This is a genomic window from Streptomyces sp. NPDC000075, from assembly GCF_040301925.1.
Classification (GTDB): Bacteria; Actinomycetota; Actinomycetes; order Streptomycetales; family Streptomycetaceae; genus Streptomyces; species Streptomyces polychromogenes.
This window is the reverse complement of sequence record NZ_JBEPFL010000031.1, coordinates 78,637-98,927: the sequence shown is the minus strand read 5'-3', so window position 1 is coordinate 98,927 and position 20,291 is coordinate 78,637. Positions and strand designations below refer to the sequence as shown.

At 71.6% G+C, this 20,291-nt stretch carries 20 protein-coding genes; 10 read left to right on the top strand and 10 right to left on the bottom strand.

Going from position 1 to position 20,291, the window contains the following annotated elements; genetic code table 11:
- Positions 1 to 29 precede the first annotated feature (29 nt).
- On the bottom strand, positions 30 to 1,079 hold the full coding sequence (locus ABT403_RS29625; protein WP_344164892.1) for a family 2 encapsulin nanocompartment cargo protein polyprenyl transferase: 1,050 nt from the start codon (positions 1,077 to 1,079) through the stop codon (positions 30 to 32).
- A complete protein-coding gene (locus ABT403_RS29620) occupies positions 1,079 to 2,485 on the bottom strand; it encodes a family 2B encapsulin nanocompartment shell protein (RefSeq protein ID WP_344164889.1) in 1,407 nt (468 codons plus the stop codon). The genes ABT403_RS29625 and ABT403_RS29620 overlap by 1 nt, the downstream gene beginning before the upstream one ends.
- Positions 2,486 to 2,658: 173 nt before the next feature.
- Here ABT403_RS29620 and ABT403_RS29615 point away from each other — a divergent pair, with 173 nt between their 5' ends.
- From ABT403_RS29615 to ABT403_RS29600, 4 genes are all read left to right on the top strand, one after another.
- A complete protein-coding gene (locus tag ABT403_RS29615) occupies positions 2,659 to 3,120 on the top strand; it encodes an RrF2 family transcriptional regulator (protein ID WP_344164886.1) in 462 nt (153 codons plus the stop codon).
- Between the two features lie 111 nt (positions 3,121 to 3,231).
- Complete coding sequence (locus ABT403_RS29610) at positions 3,232 to 4,422, top strand: globin domain-containing protein (protein WP_344164883.1); 1,191 nt, start codon at positions 3,232 to 3,234, stop codon at positions 4,420 to 4,422.
- 88 nt (positions 4,423 to 4,510) lie between these two features.
- Positions 4,511 to 5,101: an N-acetylmuramoyl-L-alanine amidase gene (locus ABT403_RS29605; protein ID WP_344164879.1), complete on the top strand. Its 591-nt coding sequence runs from the start codon at positions 4,511 to 4,513 to the stop codon at positions 5,099 to 5,101.
- Positions 5,102 to 5,111: 10 nt separating this feature from the next.
- Positions 5,112 to 6,005, top strand: coding sequence for a 1-aminocyclopropane-1-carboxylate deaminase/D-cysteine desulfhydrase (locus tag ABT403_RS29600; protein WP_344164876.1), 894 nt, complete (start codon positions 5,112 to 5,114; stop codon positions 6,003 to 6,005).
- A gap of 38 nt (positions 6,006 to 6,043) precedes the next feature.
- Here ABT403_RS29600 and ABT403_RS29595 read toward each other — a convergent pair whose 3' ends face one another.
- Entirely contained in the window at positions 6,044 to 7,627 is a 1,584-nt protein-coding gene (locus ABT403_RS29595; RefSeq protein ID WP_344164874.1) for a Na+/H+ antiporter, read from the bottom strand.
- A 65-nt stretch (positions 7,628 to 7,692) separates the two neighbouring features.
- Between ABT403_RS29595 and ABT403_RS29590 the strand changes: the two genes are divergently transcribed.
- The 3 genes from ABT403_RS29590 (at position 7,693) to ABT403_RS29580 (ending at position 9,583) form a co-directional block, all read left to right on the top strand.
- Complete coding sequence (locus tag ABT403_RS29590; RefSeq protein ID WP_042816105.1) at positions 7,693 to 7,953, top strand: UBP-type zinc finger domain-containing protein; 261 nt, start codon at positions 7,693 to 7,695, stop codon at positions 7,951 to 7,953.
- Positions 7,954 to 8,177: 224 nt separating this feature from the next.
- A complete protein-coding gene (locus ABT403_RS29585) occupies positions 8,178 to 8,591 on the top strand; it encodes an ATP-binding protein (protein WP_042816094.1) in 414 nt (137 codons plus the stop codon).
- A gap of 41 nt (positions 8,592 to 8,632) precedes the next feature.
- Positions 8,633 to 9,583 (top strand): RNA polymerase sigma factor SigF, encoded by a 951-nt coding sequence (locus tag ABT403_RS29580; protein ID WP_344164866.1) that lies wholly within the window; start codon positions 8,633 to 8,635, stop codon positions 9,581 to 9,583.
- A gap of 31 nt (positions 9,584 to 9,614) precedes the next feature.
- On the opposite strand, the gene ABT403_RS29575 is transcribed toward ABT403_RS29580, so the two are convergent.
- Positions 9,615 to 10,094: a hypothetical protein gene (locus ABT403_RS29575; RefSeq protein ID WP_344164863.1), complete on the bottom strand. Its 480-nt coding sequence runs from the start codon at positions 10,092 to 10,094 to the stop codon at positions 9,615 to 9,617.
- An 85-nt stretch (positions 10,095 to 10,179) separates the two neighbouring features.
- Between ABT403_RS29575 and ABT403_RS29570 the strand changes: the two genes are divergently transcribed.
- Together ABT403_RS29570 and ABT403_RS29565 are read left to right on the top strand one after the other, a co-directional pair.
- Positions 10,180 to 11,145 (top strand): diacylglycerol/lipid kinase family protein, encoded by a 966-nt coding sequence (locus ABT403_RS29570; RefSeq protein WP_344164860.1) that lies wholly within the window; start codon positions 10,180 to 10,182, stop codon positions 11,143 to 11,145.
- A gap of 320 nt (positions 11,146 to 11,465) precedes the next feature.
- Positions 11,466 to 11,723: a WhiB family transcriptional regulator gene (locus tag ABT403_RS29565; protein ID WP_003953983.1), complete on the top strand. Its 258-nt coding sequence runs from the start codon at positions 11,466 to 11,468 to the stop codon at positions 11,721 to 11,723.
- A gap of 140 nt (positions 11,724 to 11,863) precedes the next feature.
- Here the strand turns inward: ABT403_RS29565 and ABT403_RS29560 are convergent, their stop codons facing one another.
- Positions 11,864 to 13,333: a sensor histidine kinase gene (locus ABT403_RS29560; protein WP_344164855.1), complete on the bottom strand. Its 1,470-nt coding sequence runs from the start codon at positions 13,331 to 13,333 to the stop codon at positions 11,864 to 11,866.
- Between the two features lie 409 nt (positions 13,334 to 13,742).
- Positions 13,743 to 14,336: a TetR/AcrR family transcriptional regulator gene (locus tag ABT403_RS29555; RefSeq protein WP_344164853.1), complete on the bottom strand. Its 594-nt coding sequence runs from the start codon at positions 14,334 to 14,336 to the stop codon at positions 13,743 to 13,745.
- A gap of 203 nt (positions 14,337 to 14,539) precedes the next feature.
- On the opposite strand from ABT403_RS29555, the gene nagB reads away from it, so the two are divergent.
- Entirely contained in the window at positions 14,540 to 15,325 is a 786-nt protein-coding gene (nagB, locus tag ABT403_RS29550; protein ID WP_344164850.1) for a glucosamine-6-phosphate deaminase, read from the top strand.
- A 63-nt stretch (positions 15,326 to 15,388) separates the two neighbouring features.
- On the opposite strand, the gene ABT403_RS29545 is transcribed toward nagB, so the two are convergent.
- The 4 genes from ABT403_RS29545 to ABT403_RS29530 all read right to left on the bottom strand — a co-directional run bounded on the left by ABT403_RS29545 (position 15,389) and on the right by ABT403_RS29530 (position 20,186).
- Complete coding sequence (locus ABT403_RS29545) at positions 15,389 to 16,873, bottom strand: glycoside hydrolase family 3 protein (protein ID WP_344164847.1); 1,485 nt, start codon at positions 16,871 to 16,873, stop codon at positions 15,389 to 15,391.
- Between the two features lie 5 nt (positions 16,874 to 16,878).
- Entirely contained in the window at positions 16,879 to 17,715 is an 837-nt protein-coding gene (locus ABT403_RS29540; RefSeq protein WP_344165876.1) for a carbohydrate ABC transporter permease, read from the bottom strand.
- Between the two features lie 35 nt (positions 17,716 to 17,750).
- A complete protein-coding gene (locus ABT403_RS29535) occupies positions 17,751 to 18,770 on the bottom strand; it encodes a carbohydrate ABC transporter permease (RefSeq protein ID WP_344164844.1) in 1,020 nt (339 codons plus the stop codon).
- A 129-nt stretch (positions 18,771 to 18,899) separates the two neighbouring features.
- Positions 18,900 to 20,186 (bottom strand): extracellular solute-binding protein, encoded by a 1,287-nt coding sequence (locus ABT403_RS29530; RefSeq protein ID WP_344164841.1) that lies wholly within the window; start codon positions 20,184 to 20,186, stop codon positions 18,900 to 18,902.
- Positions 20,187 to 20,291: the final 105 nt, after the last annotated feature.

Genomic DNA, 20,291 nt, shown 5'->3' with positions numbered 1-20,291 from the left:
CGAGCCTCCGCCGTCCTCCTCCCCCGCCGCTACCGCGTGCGGCGGGTCACGAACTCGGCGAGCGACAGCAGCCCGCCCGCCTCCGCCACGTCCGGCACCGCGCGGGACAGCTCCTGCACCGCCCGGCCCATCCGGTCGCCGGCGTGCGCCTGCGCCCAGTCACGGCCCCCGGCCCGTTCCACGGCCCGGGCGGCCCGCTCCACGTCGCCGTCCCCGGTCATGGGGCCGGCGTACAGGGCGGCGAGCTCCTCCCCGGCCTCGGTGCCGGAGGTGAGGGCGGCCACGACCGGCAGGGACTTCTTGCGGGCGAGCAGGTCGGCCCCGGCGGGCTTGCCGGTGTGCCCGGGGTCCCCCCAGATGCCGATCAGGTCGTCGATCAGCTGGAAGGCCAGGCCCGCCTGACGCCCGAAGGCGTCCATCGCCTCGACCGCCTCCGGCCCGGCGCCCGCGTACAGCGCGCCGACCGCGCACGCACAGCCGAGGAGGGCGCCGGTCTTGGCCGTGGCCATGGCCAGGCACTCCTCCAGCGAGACCGACGCGCGCCGCTCGAAGGCGCAGTCCGCCTGCTGCCCGGCGCACAGTTCGACGATGCAGGCCGCGAGGCGCGCCGAGGCCCGCGCCGAGGCCGGGTGCGGGTCGTCGGCGAGCAGCCGCAGGGCGAGCGCCATCATGGCGTCGCCCGCGAGCAGGGCGTCGGGGATCCCGAAGACGGTCCAGGCGGTGGCCCGTCCGCGCCGGCGGGCGTCGTTGTCGATGACGTCGTCGTGCAACAGCGTGAAGTTGTGCGCCAGCTCCACGGCCGCCGCCGCCCGGACGACGGACTCCGCACCGCCCTGCGGGCCGCCGAGGGCCCGCGCGGAGGCGAGGACCAGGGCCGGGCGGATGGCCTTGCCCGCGCCGACGGCGGCCGGGCTGCCGTCCTCGTGCTCCCAGCCGAAGTGGTACATCGCCACCCGCCGGGTGAGGGCGGGCAGGCTCTCGACGGCCCGGCGCAGCTCCGGGTTGACCGTTTCTCTCGTGTCGTCCAGCAGGGCGGCCGCTTCCTGCCCCTCGCCGGCGGCGATGGTGTGCGCGGTCATCAGCGCCAGCGGCCGATCTCGACGTTCTCCAGTACGCCGAGCGCGTCGGGGACGAGCACGGCGGCGGAGAAGTAGGCGGTGACCAGGTAGGACATGATCGCCTGCTCACTGATGCCCATGAAGCGCACGGACATGCTCGGCTCGATCTCGTCGGGGATGCCGGGCTGGTGGAGCCCGATCACGCCCTGGTTCTCCTCGCCGGTGCGCATGCAGAGGATGGACGTGGTCCGGGTGTCGCTGACCGGGATCTTGTTGGACGGGAAGATGGGCACGCCCCGCCACGCAGGCACCCGGGTCCCGGCGACGTCGACCGTCTCGGGGTAGAGGCCGCGCTTGTTGCACTCGCGGCCGAAGGCGGCGATGGCCTTGGGGTGGGCGAGGAAGAGGTTCGAGTCGCGGCGCATGCTGAGCAGCGCGTCGAAGTCGTCGGGGGTGGGCGCGCCGTCGTGGGGCTGGATGCGCTGGTCGTAGTCGGCGTTGTGGAGCAGGCCGAAGTCGGGGTTGTTGAGCATCTCGTGCTCCTGGCGCTCCCGGAGCGCCTCGACCGTGAGCCGCAGCTGCTGCTCGGTCTGGTTCATCGGGTGGTTGTAGAGGTCGGCGACGCGGGTGTGGACGCGCAGGACCGTTTGCGCGATGGAGAGTTCGTACTCGCGAGGGCGCGCCTCGTAGTCGACGAAGGTGCCGGGGAGGACGGCTTCGCCGTGGTGGCCGGCGGAGAGGTCGATGGCGGCCTCGCCGTACGGGTTGGCCTGCCGCTCGGGCCGTGTCCGCACCCCGTCCACGTGCGCGCGCAGGGCGGGGACGCGGTCGGCGAGGAGCTGGAAGTCCTGGCGGGTCAGGACGAGGGCGGTGCCGGGAGTGGCGGCGCGGGCGGTGTACTCCCAGATGGCCTCCTCGTCGGTGAGGGCGTCCTCGCCGAAGTAGGCGCCGTCGGCGACGGTGCGCAGGACGGCGTCCTCGCCGTAGGGGCCGGGGCCGATCTGGTCGATGCGGCCGTGGGCGAGGAGGAAGACCTGGTCGGAGGGGCTGCCGAAGGAGGTGAGCTCCTGGCCGGCCTCGAAGTCGACCTGCCGGCAGCGCGCGGCGAGTTCGGTGAGGACCTCTTCGTCGGTGTAGTCGCGCAGCAGGGGCAGTTCGCCGAGTTCGGCGGGGATGACCTGGACCCGGCTGCCGGTCTTGACGAACTCGACGACGCCGTTGCCCACGGAGTAGCTGAGGCGGCGGTTGAGCCGGTAGGTGCCGCCCTGGACGGAGACCCACGGGAGCATCTTCAGGAGCCACCGCGAGGTGATCTCCTGCATCTGCGGGGCGGACTTGGTGGTGCTGGCCAAGTTCCGCGCCGCCGCGGTGCCGAGACTGCGCTGCGGTGTCTGGGCTTCGGGTTCGGAGCCCGCCTGGACCGACATGTCTTCGCCTTTCGATCACTCCATGGTCTGCGGTGGAGAAGCCTTTCAGCACGCAATGTGGTCAGACCATTACACAAAAGGGTGGGACTACTCCCGGCCGGAATGGGCAGCATCGAAGATTCGGCGCCTCTCCTAATTTGCATCTCCGATGCCAGTTTTTCTACGCTGACGCCATGAGGCTGACCCGATTCACCGACCTGGCGCTGCGCGTCCTGATGCGCCTGGCGGTCGAGGACGCGGAACTCCCCACCACCCGCGAGGTGGCGGCGACCATGGAAGTCCCGTACACCCACACCGCCAAGGTGGTCGCCCGGCTCCAGCACCTCGGCCTCGTCGAGGCGCGGCGCGGCCGCGGCGGCGGACTGGCGCTGACGGCGGCCGGACGGGCCGCCTCGGTGGGCGGCGTCGTGCGCGAGCTGGAGGGCGAGGGGGACGTCGTCGACTGTGACGGGGCCACGCCCTGCCCGCTGCGCGGGGCGTGCGTCCTGCGCGGCGCGCTGCGCCGGGCCCAGGAGGCCTTCTTCGCCGCCCTGGACCCGCTCACGGTGGACGAGCTGGTGGCGGCCCCCACGGGCCCCCTCCTCCTCGGCCTCTCGGGAACCACCCGCGGCCCCGCCGGAACCCCGGCCGGCTGACCCCGTCCCCGGACGCGGCTCCGCACCCGGCGGAGCGGTCCGGCGCAGGCGCCGGCGCGGTCGTAAATACGAACCTCAGATACCAATTAGCCACTCACGCGAGGAGCCCCCATGCTGTCCGAGAAGTCGGCTGCGACCGTACGCGCCACCCTGCCCGCCGTCGGGGCGGCCATCGGCGACATCACGGAGCTGTTCTACGAGAAGCTGTTCGCGGCGCACCCGGCGCTCCTGCGCGACCTCTTCAACCGGGGCAACCAGAACGCCGGCCTCCAGAAGCAGGCCCTCGCCGGGTCCATCGCGGCCTTCGCGACCCACCTGCTGGAGCACCCGGACACCCGCCCGGACGTGATGCTCGGCCGCATCGCCCACAAGCACGCCTCCCTCGGCGTCACCCGCGAGCAGTACCCGGTCGTCCACCGGCACCTCTTCGAGGCCATGGCCGAGATCCTCGGCGAGGCCGTCACCCCCGAGGTGGCCGAGGCCTGGGACGAGGTCTACTGGCTGATGGCCAACGCCCTCATCGCCATCGAGGAGCGCCTCTACGCCGAACACCGGGTCCTGGCCGAGGACGTCTGGCGCGAGTGGACCGTGGCCGCCCGGGTCGAGGAGACCGCCGACTGCGCCACCTTCCACCTCGTCCCCGTCGACGGCGCCCCGGCGGCCGGCTTCAAGCCCGGCCAGTACGTCTCCGTCCAGACCGAACTCGCCGACGGCGCCCGCCAGATCCGCCAGTACAGCCTCTCCGGCTCCCCCGGCTCCCCCGTCCGCACGATCACGGTCAAGCGCGTCCACGGCGGCCCCGGCCCCGACGGCGAGGTCTCCAGCCACCTCCACGCTCACATCCGCACCGGCGACACCCTGCGCGTCTCGGCCCCGTACGGCGACCTCGTCCTGCGGGACTCCACCGCACCGGTCCTCCTCGCCTCCGCCGGCATCGGCTGCACCCCGATGGTCTCGATGCTGGAGCACCTGGCCGAGACCGGACACCCGGCGCCGGTCACCGTCGTCCACGCCGACCGCACCCCGGCGGACCACGCGCTGCGCACCGATCACCGCGCCCTGGCGCTCAAGCTCCCCGCCGCCTCGGTCCGCTTCTGGTACGAGTCGGGCGCCGAACCGGGCGACGCCACCGGGTTCCTCGACCTCGGCGACACCCCGGTCGCCCCCGGCACCCAGGCCTACCTCTGCGGCCCGCTGCCCTTCATGCGGTCGGTGCGCGAACAGCTGCTCGCCAAGGGGGTCCCCGCCGCCGACATCTACTACGAGGTCTTCGGCCCGGACCTCTGGCTCGCCTCGGCCTGACTGGCCGAAACCCGCCCTAGTCGCGGAAGGGCCGCCTCCACTACACCGGTACGTAACGAACCGAGCACGTACCGTAAGGGAGGCGGCCATGTCCGCACCCATGTCCGCGGACCGCTTCATCAACGCCCTGCGCGCCGAAGGCCTGACCGTCGTCGAGGTCGGCCACTGGCGCACGCACAACCGCAACCACAAGGGCCCCTGGGGACCCGTGCACGGGGTGATGATCCACCACACCGTCACCCACGGCACCGACTACACCGTCGAACTCTGCCGCGACGGGGACCGGGCCCTGCCCGGCCCGCTCTGCCACGGGGTCATCACCAAGGACGGCCGCGTCCACCTCGTCGGCTACGGCCGGGCCAACCACGCCGGCGCCGGCGACTCCGACGTCCTCGCGGCGGTCGTCGCGGAACGCCGGCTCCCCCCGGACCACCACGCGGACACCGACGGCAACCGCTACTTCTACGGCTTCGAGTGCGAGAACCTCGGCGACGGCGAGGACCCCTGGCCGCCCGTCCAGCTCGACGCCGTCACCCGCGCGGCGGCGGCCCTCTGCCGCGTCCACGAGTGGGGCGCCCGCTCGGTCATCGGCCACCTCGAATGGCAGCCCGGCAAGATCGACCCCAAGGGGTTCGCGATGGACTGGCTCCGCGAACGGGTGGCCGACCGGCTGAAGTGACAATGGAAGGGTGACCCACCCCGAGCTGCGCCCGCGCCCGCCGTCCCCCCTCGTCGAGGCGGCCGACGAACGCTTCGCCGCGCACGGGGTGCGGCTCCTGCTCAAACGGGACGACCTCGTCCACCCGGAGCTGCCCGGCAACAAGTGGCGCAAGCTCGCCCCCAACCTCCGGGCGGCCCTGGAGACGGGCCACGACCGGCTCGTCACCTTCGGCGGCGCCTACTCCAACCACCTGCGGGCCACGGCGGCCGCCGGACGGCTCCTCGGCCTGGGGACGGTCGGCATCGTCCGGGGCGACGAGCTCGCGGACCGCCCCCTCAACGACTCCCTGGCCCGCTGCGCGGCGGACGGGATGCGGCTGCACTTCATCACGCGCTCGGAGTACCGGCGCAAGGCGGACCCGGAGGTCCTCCCCCGCCTCCTGGCCGCCGCCGGTGCCGGCGACGCGTACGTGGTCCCGGAGGGCGGCAGCAACGCGCCCGCCCTCACGGGCTGCGCGGAACTGGGCCGCGAGCTGCGGGACGTCTGCGACGTGGCGGCGGTGGCCTGCGGCACGGGCGGCACCCTGGCCGGCCTGGCGGCGGGGCTCTCCCCCGCCCAGCGGGCCCTGGGCGTCCCGGTCCTGGCCGGGGGCTTCCTCGGGGCGGAGATACGTTCCCTCCAGGCGCAGGCCTTCGGGGGCCCGGCCGGCTCCTGGACCCTGGCCGAGGGCTACGACCACGGCGGCTACGCCCGCGTCCCCCGGCCGCTGGAGGACTTCGCGCGGGACTTCGAGTCCCGCCACGGCCTCCCGGTGGAACGCGTCTACGTGGCGAAGCTCCTCTGGGCCCTGACCGCCCTGACCCGGGCGGGGGCCTTCCCCCGGGGCACGAGGGTGGCGGCGGTGGTGACGGGGCGGGGGTAGGGCGGGCCGTCGCTCCCTCGCGGGGCCGGGGGCAGGCCTCAGCCCGTCTCCTCGCGGTACGCCGCCGCCTCCTCCAGGTCCAGCCTGCGCAGCAGGCCCCGGAGCATCTCGTCGTCGATGCGGCGGCGGTCGCGGAGGGTCACGAAGACCTCTCGTTCCGCCTCGATCATCTCCCGGGCCAGCCTGCGGTAGACGTCGTCCGCCGACTCGCCCGTCACCGGGTTGACCTCGCCCAGCCGCTCCCACACCGCGTTGCGGCGGCGCTCCAGGACCGTGCGCAGCCGGTCCGCCAGGGGCGGCGGCAGGGTGCTGTTCTCCGGGGCCTCCAGGAGTTCCGCCAGGCGTTCCTCCGCCGCCCGTGAGGCCTCGCTCTGGGCCTGGGCCTCCGCGAGGGTCTCCGCCTGGGTGTCGCGCGGCGGCAGCCGCAGCGCCCGGATCAGGGGCGGGAGGGTCAGGCCCTGCACCACGAGGGTGCCGATCACCGTCGTGAAGGTGAGGAAGAGGATCAGGTTGCGGTGCGGCACGGTCATCGGCACCGAGAAGGCGATCGCCAGGGAGACCACCCCCCGCATCCCGGCCCATCCCACGATCACCGGGGACTTCCAGTCGGTGTCGGGCTCCCGCGTGCGGATCCGTTCCGAGACCCACCTCGGCATGAAGGTCGCCGGGAACACCCACAGGAACCGGGTCACCACCACGGCGAGGAACACCGCGACCGCGTACCAGGCGGCCGCGAGCCCCTCGTACTCGCCCAGCCCCTTCAGGACCACCGGCAGCTGGAGGCCGATCAGGGCGAAGACCACCGACTCCAGGACGAACGCGACGACCTTCCACACCGCCTCCTCCTGGAGCCGGGTCGCGAAGTCGACCTGCCAGTTCCGGTGCCCCAGGTAGAGGGCCACGACCACCACCGCGAGGACGCCCGACGCGTGCACCCGCTCGGCGGCCGCGTACGCCACGAAGGGGATCAGCAGGGACAGGGTGTTCTGGAGCAGGGGCTCCCGCAGCCGCTTCCTCAGCTGGTGGATCGGGACCATGAGCAGCAGGCCCACCCCGACGCCGCCCACCGACGCCAGCAGGAACTCGGCGACCCCGCCCGCCCAGCCGGCGCTCACCCCGACCGCGGCGGCCAGGGCCACCTTGTAGGCGGTGATGGCGGTGGCGTCGTTCACCAGGGACTCGCCCTGGAGGATGGTCGTCACCCGGTTCGGCAGTCCCAGCCTCCGGGCGATCGCGGTCGCCGCGACCGCGTCCGGCGGGGCCACGACCGCGCCCAGCACCAGCGCCACCGGCAGGGACACCCCGGGCACGAGCAGGTACGTCACCCAGCCCACCGCGAGCGTCGCGAACAGCACGTACCCCACCGACAGCAGGGCGATCGGCCGCAGGTTGGCCCGCAGGTCCAGGTACGAGCTGTCCACCGCGGCCGTGTGCAGGAGCGGCGGGAGCAGCAGCGGCAGCACGATGTGCGGGTCGAGGGCGTACGAGGGCACCCCCGGCACGTAGGCCGCCACGAGCCCCACGGCGACCAGCAGCAGCGGGGCCGGCACGGGCGTGCGCCGGGCCGCACCCGCCACGGCGGCACTGACCGCCACAAGCGCCACCAGCGGCAATACCTCCATCGAAGATCCATCCCCATCCGTCGTCGCCGATGTCGCGTCCGCAGCCTGCCCGTAACCTGGCCATCATGAGCGAGTGCACCCACGTTGCCGAACTGCCGCGCCCCGAGCCCGTCCCGCATGCGCTGACCTGCCCGGAATGTCAGGTGCTCGGGAGTCATCCGGTGCAGCTGCGGATGTGCCTGGGGTGCGGGTACGTGGGCTGCTGTGACAGCTCTCCCCACCGGCACGCCACCGCGCACCACCAGGAGACGGGCCATCCGGTCATGCGCAGCTTCGAACCGGGCGAGACGTGGCGCTGGTGTTTCGTCGACGGTTCGATCGTCTGAAGCGGGGTAGTTCAACCCTCCGCCGGTTCCCCCGAATTGGGCCCGCAGACCCCTAGCCACTGTGCGTACTCATGGGTTTACCATCAGTCACTGCACGGAGGTGGGGTCGGCCCGGTCGCTCCACGGCGGGCGTCATGAGGCGTCACGAGGGGTGCCGCGACACGATCGCCCGGATCGCGATAGCGTCACCGGCGAACAGAGCTCGTACCACCTTGGAGGTGAGGGTGTCCCAGATCGCAGGCGAGCCCGGGACCCAGGACTTCGTGGAAGTCCGGCTGCCGGCTGCGGGTGCCTACCTGTCGGTGCTGCGAACGGCCACGGCCGGTCTCGCGGCACGGTTGGACTTCACCCTCGACGAGATCGAGGACCTCCGCATCGCGGTGGACGAGGCCTGCGCGATCCTGCTCCAGCAGGCCGTGCCGGGCTCCGTCCTCAGCTGCGTCTTCCGGTTGATCGACGATTCACTGGAAGTGACCGTCTCCGCGCCCACCACCGACGGGCGCGCCCCGGAGCGGGACACGTTCGCGTGGACCGTGCTGTCGGCGCTGGCCGGCAAGGTCGAGGCGACGGTCGAGGACAACCGGACGGTGAGCATCAGCCTCTACAAACAGCGCGGCGCGGGGCCAGGCCCGGCGTGAGCGGCGGGGAGATCCCGGTGCGGGGCGGGGATCGGCCCCGGGTGAGACACGAGGTCGACGGCGGCATCCCGGAGCAGCACCACGCCCGGCCGCACCCGGCTGACGCGGATGCGGAAGACGGCTTTTTGGACTCGGCGGAGCGACGGGCGGGCCCTATGAGCGAGAACCAGCACGACCAACCCCAGCCACCGGAGGCCCCGGAGGCCGCGGACGAGGCGCACGTGGCGCTGCCGGACCCGCGGGACCGCAGTGGCGCGCGGGCCCTGTTCTTCGAGCTGCGCGAGCTGCCCGAGGGGTCCCCGGAGCGGGCGGAGCTGCGCAACCGGCTGGTGCGGATGCACCTGCCGCTGGTCGAGCACCTGGCGCGGCGGTTCCGCAACCGCGGTGAGCCGCTGGACGACCTGACCCAGGTGGCGACCATCGGCCTGATCAAGTCGGTGGACCGGTTCGATCCGGACCGGGGGGTGGAGTTCTCGACGTACGCCACCCCGACGGTGGTGGGCGAGATCAAGCGCCACTTCCGTGACAAGGGCTGGGCGGTGCGGGTGCCCCGGCGCCTTCAGGAGCTGCGGCTCTCGCTGACCACGGCGACGGCGGAGCTGTCGCAGCAGCACGGCCGCTCCCCCACGGTGCACGAGCTGGCCGAGCGGCTGGGGATCTCGGAGGAGGAGGTGCTGGAGGGGCTGGAATCGGCCAACGCCTACAGCACGCTCTCGCTGGACGTACCGGACACGGACGACGAGTCGCCGGCGGTGGCGGACACGCTGGGCTCGGAGGACGAGGCGCTGGAGGGCGTCGAGTACCGCGAGTCGCTGAAGCCGCTGCTGGAGGGGCTGCCGCCGCGGGAGAAGCGGATCCTGCTGCTGCGTTTCTTCGGGAACATGACCCAGTCGCAGATCGCGCAGGAGGTCGGCATCTCCCAGATGCACGTCTCCCGGCTGCTGGCCCGCACGCTGGCCCAGCTGCGCGACAAGCTCCTCGTGGAGGAGTGAGCGCAGGAGCGGTGGAGGAGTGACGGAGGGGTTATCGGGCCTGGTCGCCGGGCCCGATGCCCAGTGCCTCGGTGGCCGTCGGGTTCACCAGGAGCGCGGTGACGGCCACCGCCGCCAGGGCGAGGGCCACGGCGGCCGCGGTCATCGCGCCGCCGGTGGTCCACAGGGTCCAGGCGACGGGGAGGGCCATCAGCTGGGTGATCAGCGCGGGGCCGCGGCTCCAGCGGCGGCCCAAGCGCAGCCCGCGCGCCGCGATCAGCGGGAGCGCGGCGAGGGAGAGCAGGGTGACTCCGCCGGTCTCGGCCTGCTGCGGGGAGTCGGGGTGGCCGGCGATGCCGACGAACAGCATGTAGACGCCGAGGCCGGCGAGGGCCAGGCCCTCCAGCGCGGTCAGCGCGGCGGCGGCGGTCAGCCGGCCGGGCAGTGCCCCGGGCTCCGCGGCTGCGGCGGCGGGGGTCGCGGGAGCGGCGGTGGACGCGGCGGGGGTGCGGGGGCTCGGCTTCTTGCTCACCCCAGCAGGGTAGCCGCGGGGGGCCCGGCCCGGACGGGGACGGTCGGTAGGGGACGTGTGCGCGGGGGTGGGTAGTCTGGCGACCATGCGTGCACTTCTCGTGGCCAACCCAGCAGCGACGACCACCAGTGCGCGCACGCGCGACGTCCTGACGCACGCCCTGGCCAGCGAGATGAAGCTGGAGGCGGTGACCACCGAGTACCGGGGGCACGCCCGGGACCTGGGGCGCAAGGCCGCGCACGAGGGGCTGGACCTCGTGGTGGCGCTGGGCGGCGACGGCACCGTGAACGAGGTGGTGAACGGGCTGCTGCACGACGGCCCGGATCCGGAGCGCCTGCCGCGGCTGGCGGTGGTGCCGGGTGGTTCGACGAACGTCTTCGCCCGTGCGCTCGGGCTGCCGAACGATTCGGTCGAGGCGACGGGTGCCCTGCTGGACGCGCTGCGGGAGCGGCGGGAGCGGACGGTGGGCCTGGGGCTGGCCGCGGGGGTGCCGGGGACGGAGGACGAGGGGGTCCCGTCGCGCTGGTTCACCTTCTGCGCGGGCTTCGGTTTCGACGCGGGCGTGGTGGGGCGGGTCGAGCAGCAGCGGGAGCGCGGCAAGCGTTCGACGCACGCCCTTTATGTACGACAGCTGATGCGGCAGTTCTGGGAGGAGCCCAACCGCCGGCACGGGACGATCACCCTGGAGCGTCCCGGCGTGGATCCGGTGACGGATCTGGTGCTGTCGATAGTCTGCAACACCTCCCCGTGGACGTACCTGGGGAATCGGCCCCTTTACGCCTCGCCGGAGGCCTCGTTCGATACCGCGCTTGACGTATTGGCGCTGGACCGTTTGTCAACTCCGGCCGTCGCGCGGTACGCGACACAGCTCCTGACCTCGACTCCTGAGCGCGGTCCGCACGGCAAGCACGCCGTGTCTCTGCACGATCTGACCGACTTCACCTTGCATTCGAAGGTTCCCCTCCCTTTTCAGATGGACGGGGATCACCTCGGAGTGCGCACCAGCGTTCGGTTCACAGGCGTTCGCCGTGCACTGCGTGTGATTGTGTGAGTAGAAGAGCCCAAAGTCCTTTCAGTCGAACGTTTACACGCCGGTCCACCCCCAGGAACTAGGGCTGTGACCTAGTCGACACCGACGAATCCAAAAAAACTTTCCGGAAGGGGTTGTATCCCCGTCCGAGGTTTGCGAATCTCTACATGGCGATCGGGACAGCCCGCAGAACCCGGCACCCACACAGACCGCCAGAACCCCACCACGAATCTTCGGACCGCACCAGGCGACTGGGCGTCGGCCCTTCCCTCACGGGGGGATTCGTGAAAGCGTTCACATTCACAAGCAACCTGCCCGCAATACAAGGAGATGGAGCAGCCATGGACTGGCGTCACAACGCCGTTTGCCGCGAGGAAGACCCCGAGCTCTTCTTCCCCATCGGCAACACCGGTCCTGCGCTGCTGCAGATCGAGGAAGCCAAGGCCGTCTGCCGCCGTTGCCCCGTCATGGAGCAGTGCCTGCAGTGGGCGCTCGAGTCCGGCCAGGACTCCGGTGTCTGGGGCGGCCTGAGCGAGGACGAGCGCCGCGCCATGAAGCGCCGCGCCGCTCGCAACCGGGCGCGCAACGCCAGCGCCTGATACGACTTTCGAGCCTCGACGCGCAGCGCGTAGTACCCATATAGCGCTCAGCAACGTGCTCTTGAGCCCCGGACCGAATCACCCTTCGGTCCGGGGCTCAGTGCTTTCCCCGTCACGGTGAGTGACCGGCCCGACGGGGCCTACTTCTGTGAGCTGACCGGTACGTCCAGGACGACCTTGGTGCCGCGCGGCTCGGCCCGGACCATGTCGAAGGTGCCGCCGAGCTCGCCCTCCACGAGGGTCCGGACGATCTGCAACCCGAGGTTGCCGGCGCGCTGCGGGTCGAAGCCCTCGGGCAGGCCGCAGCCGTCGTCGAGGATGGTGATCAGCAGCCGGCCGTCGGTGCGGCCCGATCCGCTGCGGGCGGCGGTCACCTCGACCGTGCCGCCCTCCCCCTGGGTGAAGGCGTGCTCCAGGGCGTTCTGGAGGATCTCGGTCAGCACCATCGACAGCGGAGTGGCGACCTCCGCGTCCAGGATGCCGAACCGCCCGACGCGCCGGCACTGCACCTTGCCCGGCGAGATCTCGGCGACCATCGCGATCACGCGGTCGGCGATCTCGTCGAACTCGACCCGCTCGTCCAGGTTCTGGGAGAGGGTCTCGTGCACGATCGCGATCGAACCCACGCGCCGCACCGCCTCGTTGAGCGCCTCGCGGCCGCTCTCCGAATCCATCCGGCGGGCCTGGAGCCGCAGGAGCGCGGCCACCGTCTGGAGGTTGTTCTTCACCCGGTGGTGGATCTCCCGGATGGTCGCGTCCTTGGTGATCAGTTCACGTTCGCGACGGCGCAGCTCGGTGACGTCGCGGCACAGGACCAGGGAACCGATCCGGGTGCCCTTCGGCTTGAGGGGGATCGCGCGGAGCTGGATGACCCCGCCGTTGCCCTCGACCTCGGTCTCGCGCGGGGCCCAGCCGCTGGCGAGCTTGACGAGCGCCTCGTCCACCGGGCCCCGGGACGGGGCGAGTTCGGCGGTGGTGGTGCCCAGGTGCTGGCCGACCAGGTCGGCGGCGAGGCCGAGCCGGTGGTAGGCGGAGAGCGCGTTGGGGGACGCGTACGTCACCACGCCGTCGGCGTCGAGGCGCATCAGGCCGTCGCCGACGCGCGGGGAGGCGTCCATGTCGACCTGCTGGCCGGGGAACGGGAAGGAGCCCGCGGCGATCATCTGCGCGAGGTCGGAGGCGGACTGGAGGTAGGTGAGCTCCAGCCGGCTCGGTGTACGCACAGTGAGCAGATTGGTGTTCCGCGCGATCACGCCGAGGACCCGGCCCTCGCGGCGGACGGGGATCGACTCGACGCGGACCGGCACCTCCTCGCGCCACTCGGGGTCGCCCTCGCGCACGATCCGGCCCTCGTCGAGGGCGGCGTCGAGCAGCGGGCGGCGGCCGCGCGGCACGAGGTGGCCGACCATGTCGTCCTGGTACGAGGTGGGGCCGGTGTTCGGCCGCATCTGCGCGACGGAGACGTAGCGGGTGCCGTCGAGGGTCGGGACCCAGAGCACGAGGTCCGCGAAGGAGAGGTCGGAGAGCAGCTGCCACTCCGATACCAGCAGGTGGAGCCACTCCAGGTCGGTTTCACCGAGAGCGGTGTGCTGGCGTACGAGATCGTTCATGGAGGGCACATTGCGAGCGTACCCCGGGTACGAGGATGACTTTCCCCACGACTGGTACTCGGGAGTATCCAGGAAGGGCACACTCCGCGTACTGTTGGAGGAAGTGACGGGCCGGTAGGCGCGCGCTTTGGATGGACAGGACAGATTGGTCTAGTCCACAATTGACTCAAGCTTCCGCCCTCCCCGCACAGGAGGACGGATCGAGGTGGCCGCGCGTTCTGCCCTGACCGTGACGGCGCCTCCAACCGGCCGCCGGGAACCGCACACCTGACGGCCGTAAGTACTCCGGGCTACGGTGCCGGACGGGTTGAGGGTCCCGTCCTGCACCGTGGCCCAGAGGAAATGCCGGACGCGTGCGGAATTCCCCGCGGTATCGCGGTATCGAGGTATCACGCCCGAGCGCGCCGCGTCATCGCGGCCAGGCCAGCAGCGCCCGCTCCGCCACCGCCTCCAGTTCCTCCCGGGTCGCCCCGTCGCGCGACTGCTGGCTCATCCCCTGGAGCACCGCCCCGGCGTAACGGGCCAGCGCCCGCGCGTCCGTGTCCGCGGGCAGCACCCCGCTCGCGACGTCGGCCCTGATCCGGCTCTCGAACAGGGCCAGGTTGGCGTTGCGGCGGTCGCGCAGGGCCTCGGCCACCTCCCGCGAGGTGGTGTTGGCGGCCGCGCTGATCACCATGCAGCCCGGCGGGTGGGCGGGGTCGGTGTAGATCTCGGCGGCCTCGCGCAGGATCCGGCCCAGGGCCGCGCCGGCGGTGGGCTCCTCACGGAGCGCGACGGCCGCGAAGTCCCCGTAGCGGTTGCCGTAGACCACCACCACCTCGTCGAAGAGCTTGCGCTTGTCGCCGAAGGCCGCGTAGAGGCTGGGCGCGCCGATGCCCAGGGTGCGGGTCAGGTCGGAGATGGACGTGGCCTCGTAGCCGTGCTCCCAGAAGGTCAGCATCGCCTTGTCGAGGGCGGCTTCCCGGTCGAAGGAGCGGGGCCTGCCGCGCTGTCCTGTCACCATGCGGACGATTCTATAGCGCTCGCTATGGAATCTGATACGGGAAGGCGCGCTGGTCGCGGGTGCGGGCCGGACTCCCGCCGGCCGGGCGGGGGGCCCGGGGCGGCGGGACGATGGATGTGGCGGACGGCCGCCGCAGGCGGGCGGGCTCTGCTAGATTGGTCTATACCACAAGTGCCCACACCTCTCAGATCGGCAGGCCCCGAGTGGAAGTTGTCATCGTCCCGGACGCCAAGGCAGGCGGCGAGCTCATCGCGGAGGCCATGGCCGCCCTGGTCCGCCGCAAGCCCGACGCCCTGCTCGGCGTGGCGACCGGCTCTACCCCGCTGCCCATCTACGAAGCCCTGGCCGCCAAGGTGAGGGCCGGCGAGGTCGACGCCTCGCGGGCCCGCATCTGCCAGCTCGACGAGTACGTCGGCCTGCCCGCCGGTCACCCGGAGTCCTACCGCGCGGTCGTGCTCCGCGAGGTCGTCGAGCCCCTGGGCCTGACCGAGGGCTCCTTCATGGGCCCCGACGGCTCCGCCGACGACGTCCAGGCGGCCTGCGAGGCCTACGACCAGGCCCTCGCCGACGCCGGCGGCGTGGACCTCCAGCTGCTGGGCATCGGCACCGACGGCCACATCGGCTTCAACGAGCCCTGCTCCTCGCTGGCGTCCCGCACCCGCATCAAGACGCTGACCGAGCAGACCCGCGTGGACAACGCGCGGTTCTTCGAGGACGACATAGACCAGGTGCCCCACCACGTCATCACCCAGGGCATCGGCACCATCCTCGACGCCCGCCACCTGGTCCTGCTGGCCACCGGCGAGGGCAAGGCCGAGGCGGTCGCCCAGACCGTCGAGGGCCCGCTGTCCGCGCTGGTCCCGGCCTCCGCGCTCCAGCTGCACCGGCACGCCACCGTCGTCGTGGACGAGGCGGCCGCCTCCAAGCTGAAGCTGGCCGACTACTTCCGCCACACCTACGCGAACAAGCCCTCCTGGCAGGGCCTGTAGCGGGTACGGCAAAGGGCCGGGCCCCCCTCCTCGGGGGCCCGGCCCTTTCGCGTACCCGGTGGACTACCGGGTTCCGGCGATGACCTCGGCCGCGGCCCGCCCGCAGACGCGGGAGGCGCCGTGCGTGGCGATGTACAGCGACCCGCGCGGCTCGGCGCGCGGTACGCCCATCTCCACCACCACGGTGTCCGGCCGCGCGGCGACCAGGGCGTCCAGCGCCTCGGCCATCCACGGGTGCCGGTGCGCGTCACGGACCACCGCGACGACCGTACGGTCCCCCGCGGCCGCCAGCACGTCCCCGGCGGACGCACCCTCGGGGTAGACGTCCGAGACGGTCCCCGGGACCAGGGCGGCCAGCTCCGCGGCCACCCCCCAGGGGGTCTCGTCGCCGACCGCGATGTTCGCGACGGGTGCGAGCGTGGCGACGTACGGGGCGGCCACGGGGGCCGGGGTGCCCGACACGACCAGTGCGCGGCGGGCGGCCTCCAGGCCGATGCCGGACGCGCGGCTCCCCTCCGGCTGCGCGTCCGGCCGGGCCCGCAGGGTCCATCCGGCGAGGGCGCGCACCCGGTCGGCGGCGTCGGCGAGCCGCTCCTCGGGCAGCGCGCCCTCGCGCACGGCGGCGACCAGCGCGTCACGCAGACGCAGGACGGTCGCCTCGTCGGCGAGGCCCCCGCCGACGCAGATGGCGTCGGCGCCGGCCGCGATGGCGAGCACCGAGCCCCGCTCGATGCCGTACGTCCCGGCGATGGCGTTCATCTCCATGCCGTCGGTGACGATGAGGCCCTCGTAGCCGAGCTCCTTGCGCAGCAGACCGGTGAGGATCTGCGGGCTGAGGGTGGCGGGGCGGGTCGGGTCGAGGACGGGCACCAGGATGTGGGCGCTCATGACGGCCTTGGTGCCGGCCTCGATGGCGGCCTTGAAGGGGACCAGCTCGCGGGCCTGGAGGGTGTCCGGGTCCACGTCGATGCGGGGCAGCGCGTGGTGCGAGTCGACGTTGGTGTCGCCGTGGCCCGGGAAGTGCTTGGTGCAGGCGGCGACCCCGGCGGCCTGGAGGCCCTCGACGTACGCGGCGGTGTGCCGGGCGGCGAGGCGGGTGTCGGCGCCGAAGGAGCGCACCCCGATGACCGGGTTGTCCGGGTTGGAGTTGACGTCCGCGGACGGGGCCCAGTTGAGGTTGACCCCGCACTCGGCGAGGCGGCGGCCCAGCTCGCGGGCGACCTCGCGGGTGAGGTCCGGGTCGTCGACGGCGCCGAGCGCCAGGTTGCCGGGGAAGGAGGAACCGTCCCGGACCTCCAGGCGGGTGACGTCGCCGCCCTCCTCGTCGATGGCGACGAGGACGTCGTCCCGCTCGCGGCGCAGCTGCGCGGTGAGCGCGGCGAGCTGCTCGGGCGAGGCGATGTTGCGGCCGAAGAGGCCGACGGCGGTGAGGCCCTCGCCGACCTGGCGCAGCAGCCAGGCGGGGGCGGTGGTGCCCTCGAAGCCGGGCTGGAGGACCGCGAGGGCGTCGCGGGTCACCGTATCGGTGTGGTGCGCGAGGATCGTCACGGCCGTTATCCCTTCACGGCGCCGGCGGTCATGCCGCCGACGGCCTTGCGCTGGAGGAAGATGAAGATCACCAGGACGGGGATCGCGAAAATCGAGGACGCGGCCATGGTGGCGCCCCAGTCGTTGCCGAAGGCGGTCTTGAACTCGGTCAGCCACAGCGGCAGGGTCTGGGCGGTCTTGTCCTTGTTGAGGATCAGGACCATCGCGAACTCGTTCCAGGCGGTGATGAAGCCGAAGAGCGAGGTGGACATCAGGCCGGGGGCCAGCAGCGGGAAGATCACCTTGCGGAAGGCCTGGCCGCGGGTGCAGCCGTCGATCTGGGCGGCCTCCTCCAGGGTCACCGGGACGGCGGCGATGAAGCCGCGCAGGGTCCAGATGGTGAAGGGGAGGACCATCACGAAGTAGATCGCGGTGAGCACGCCGATGCTGTTCAGCATCTCGGCGTCACGGACGATCATGTACATCGCGATGACCATGACCTCCCAGGGGGCCATCTGGGCCATCATCACGCCGAGGACGAGGCCCTTGCGGCCCCTGAACTTCATGCGGGCGATCGCGAAGCTCGCGGCGAGGGCCACCAGCAGGGCCAGCAGGACGGCGCCGACGGTGACGACGAGGCTGTTGGTGACGTAGTTCCAGAAGTTCTCGACGCCGGTGGCCTTGGTGAAGTTGTCGAGCGTCGGGGTGAAGACGAAGACCGGGTCCTTGGTGAGGATCTCGCTGTTCGGCTTGAGGGCCGAGGAGAACATCCAGTAGACCGGGAAGACGAAGACCAGGGCCAGGAGCAGGGCTCCGAGGTTCTTGGCGACGGTCGCGGGGCGCAGGGGCCGGCGGGTGCGCAGCCGCTGGGCGGGCTCGTTCGGGGCGGTGGTGGTGCTCACTGCTCCTCCTCCTGCTTCAGGATCAGGCGGAAGTAGAAGGACATGACGACCAGCAGGATGAGGATCGTCAGGACGGAGATCGCCGCGGCGAGGCCGTAGTGGAACTGGCTCTGGCCCTCGACGTAGGCGAAGACCGGGAGGATCTCGGAGGCGCGGTCCGGGCCGCCCTTGTTCATCGCGTAGACCTGGGTGAAGGCCTTGAAGACCCAGATCACCTCAAGGAACGTGGTGACGAGGAAGAAGGGCTTGAGGTTGGGGAAGACGACCTTCCAGAAGGTCTGCCACCCGTTGGCGCCGTCCATGCGGGCGGCCTCGTACAGCTCGGCCCCGACCGTGGTGAGGCCGGCGTACATGTTGAGGGCGACGAAGGGGATGGAGCCCCAGACCACCAGGAGGGTGACGATCGTCAGGGTGGACAGGCCGGTCTCGAACCAGTTGTGCTGCTCGTAGCCGGAGAAGCCCAGGGTGCGCATGACCCAGTTCATGACGCCGAACTGCTCGTCGAAGAGCCAGTAGAAGACCTGGACGGAGGCGACGATCGGCATGGCCCAGGCCATCACCAGCGCCATCGACAGGACCAGCCGCATCCACTTGCCGAGCCGGTTCAGCAGGATGCCGATGAGGCTGCCGATCACCATGATCAGCACGACGTTGGCGAAGGTGAAGGCGAAGCTGCGGACGACGACGGTCCAGAAGTTGGAGTCGCCGAGCAGCTGGGTGTAGTTGGCCAGTCCCCCGAACGGGTACTTCCGCTGGATGAACTCGATCTTGTTGATGTCCTGGAAGGACAGGATCACGTTCTTGATCAGCGGATAGAGCAGCAGGAGGGCCATGCTGGCCACGGCCGGCAGCACCAGCAGGTACGGCAGCCACCCCGAGGGGAGCTGCTTTCCGCCCCCGCGAGGAGGCGCGGGACGGGGGCCGGCTGCGGGGCTGTGCCCCTTCGGCCGTCCGGCGGACTTCTGTGGTGCGTCCTGTGGAGCGCTGGTCGTCGCTCCCTGGGAGTGCACGGTCATGGCTTGGCTTCCTCGCGGTTGACTGTGGAGTCAAATGCGCGACCGGGGGCGCGGCAGGCGGCCGGGGCCTGCCGCACCCCCCGGTGCGTTCACACTGCTGGGTCGAGCGGGTGCTGCGGGGTGGGGCTGTTACTTGTTGATGCGGTTCGCGATTTCCTTGTCCGCGTCCGCGCCCGCCTTGGCGGCGTCCTCACCCTTCAGGACCTTGGTCATGAACTCCTTGATGGGGTTCGGCTCGGTCTCGACGTTCGCCCAGCCCGCGGTCACCGGGGTGATCTTGCCGTTGAGGCCGGCCTTGGCCATGGCCTCGGCGAAGGAGCCGGCGGCGGGGGTGAAGTTGGCGCCGACCTGGTTGGGCAGCAGGGCGCCCTTGACCTCGGCGGCGTACTTGGTCATCTGGTCCTTGCCGGTGGCGAGGGCCAGCCACTCCTTGGCGAGCTCCTTGTTCTTGGAGCGCTCGGCCACGGCGAGGTTGGAGCCGCCGAGGAAGACGGTGCCGGACTTGTCGGCCGTCTTGCCCGGGATCGGGAAGTAGCCGAAGTCGGCCTCCTTGCCCGCGTCCTTCAGAGCCTTCTCGGCACCGCCGGCCTCCCAGCCGAGACCGATCCAGGAGGAGACGCCGCCCTTGGGGACGATGTCGGTGGACTGCTGCGGGGTGGCCTCGTCCTTGTCCTTGGGGGCCGTGGAGTAGGACTGGAGCTTCTTGTAGAAGTCCATGGCCGCGGCGGCCTGCGGGGTGGAGAGCTGGCCCTTCCACTTGCCGCCGTCCTTGACGGCGAGGTCGCCGCCCTCGTCCCAGATGAAGCCGGCGAGGATGTACCAGCTCTGGCCGGGGAGGTAGATCGGCTGCGCGGACGGGTCGGAGGCCTTCAGCTTCTCCAGGCCGGCGATCCACTCGTCGCGGGTCTTCGGCGGGGTGACGCCGGCCTTCTCGTAGGCCTTCTTGTCGTAGACGACGACGCGGTTGGCGGCGTACCAGGGGGCGGAGTAGAGCTTGCCGTCGACCTCGGCGGAGGCGAGCATGCTCTTCTGCCAGGCGTCGGCGCCGAGCGTGGCCTTGTCCTTGGTGAGGTCGGCGAGGCCGCCGGTGACCGCGTAACCGGCGGTCTGCGTGTTGCCGAGCTCAAGGACGTCCGGCGGGGTGTTCTCGGAGAGGGCCGTGGTGACCTTCTCCTGGATGCCCGTCCACTTCTGCTCCTCGACCTTCACCGTCACACCGGGGTGCTTGGCCGAGAACTCCTTGTTGACCTGCTCGATCCAGGCCTTCGGAGCGGATCCGTCCATCACCCAGACGGTGATCTCCTTGGCGCCACCCGACGCGTCGGACTTCGGCTTGTCGTCGCCGCCGTTGCCGCACGCCGCGACACCGACCATCATGCCCACGACACCGACCGCCGCAATGAGCTTGCGCTTCACGCCACCCTCCTCAGGGATGCTGCTGCTGTGCACCTTCCCTCGCCCGCCGCGGTGACGTACGTACCAAGTACTGCCCGTGGGGCCGGGATCTGATCCAGATTGGTT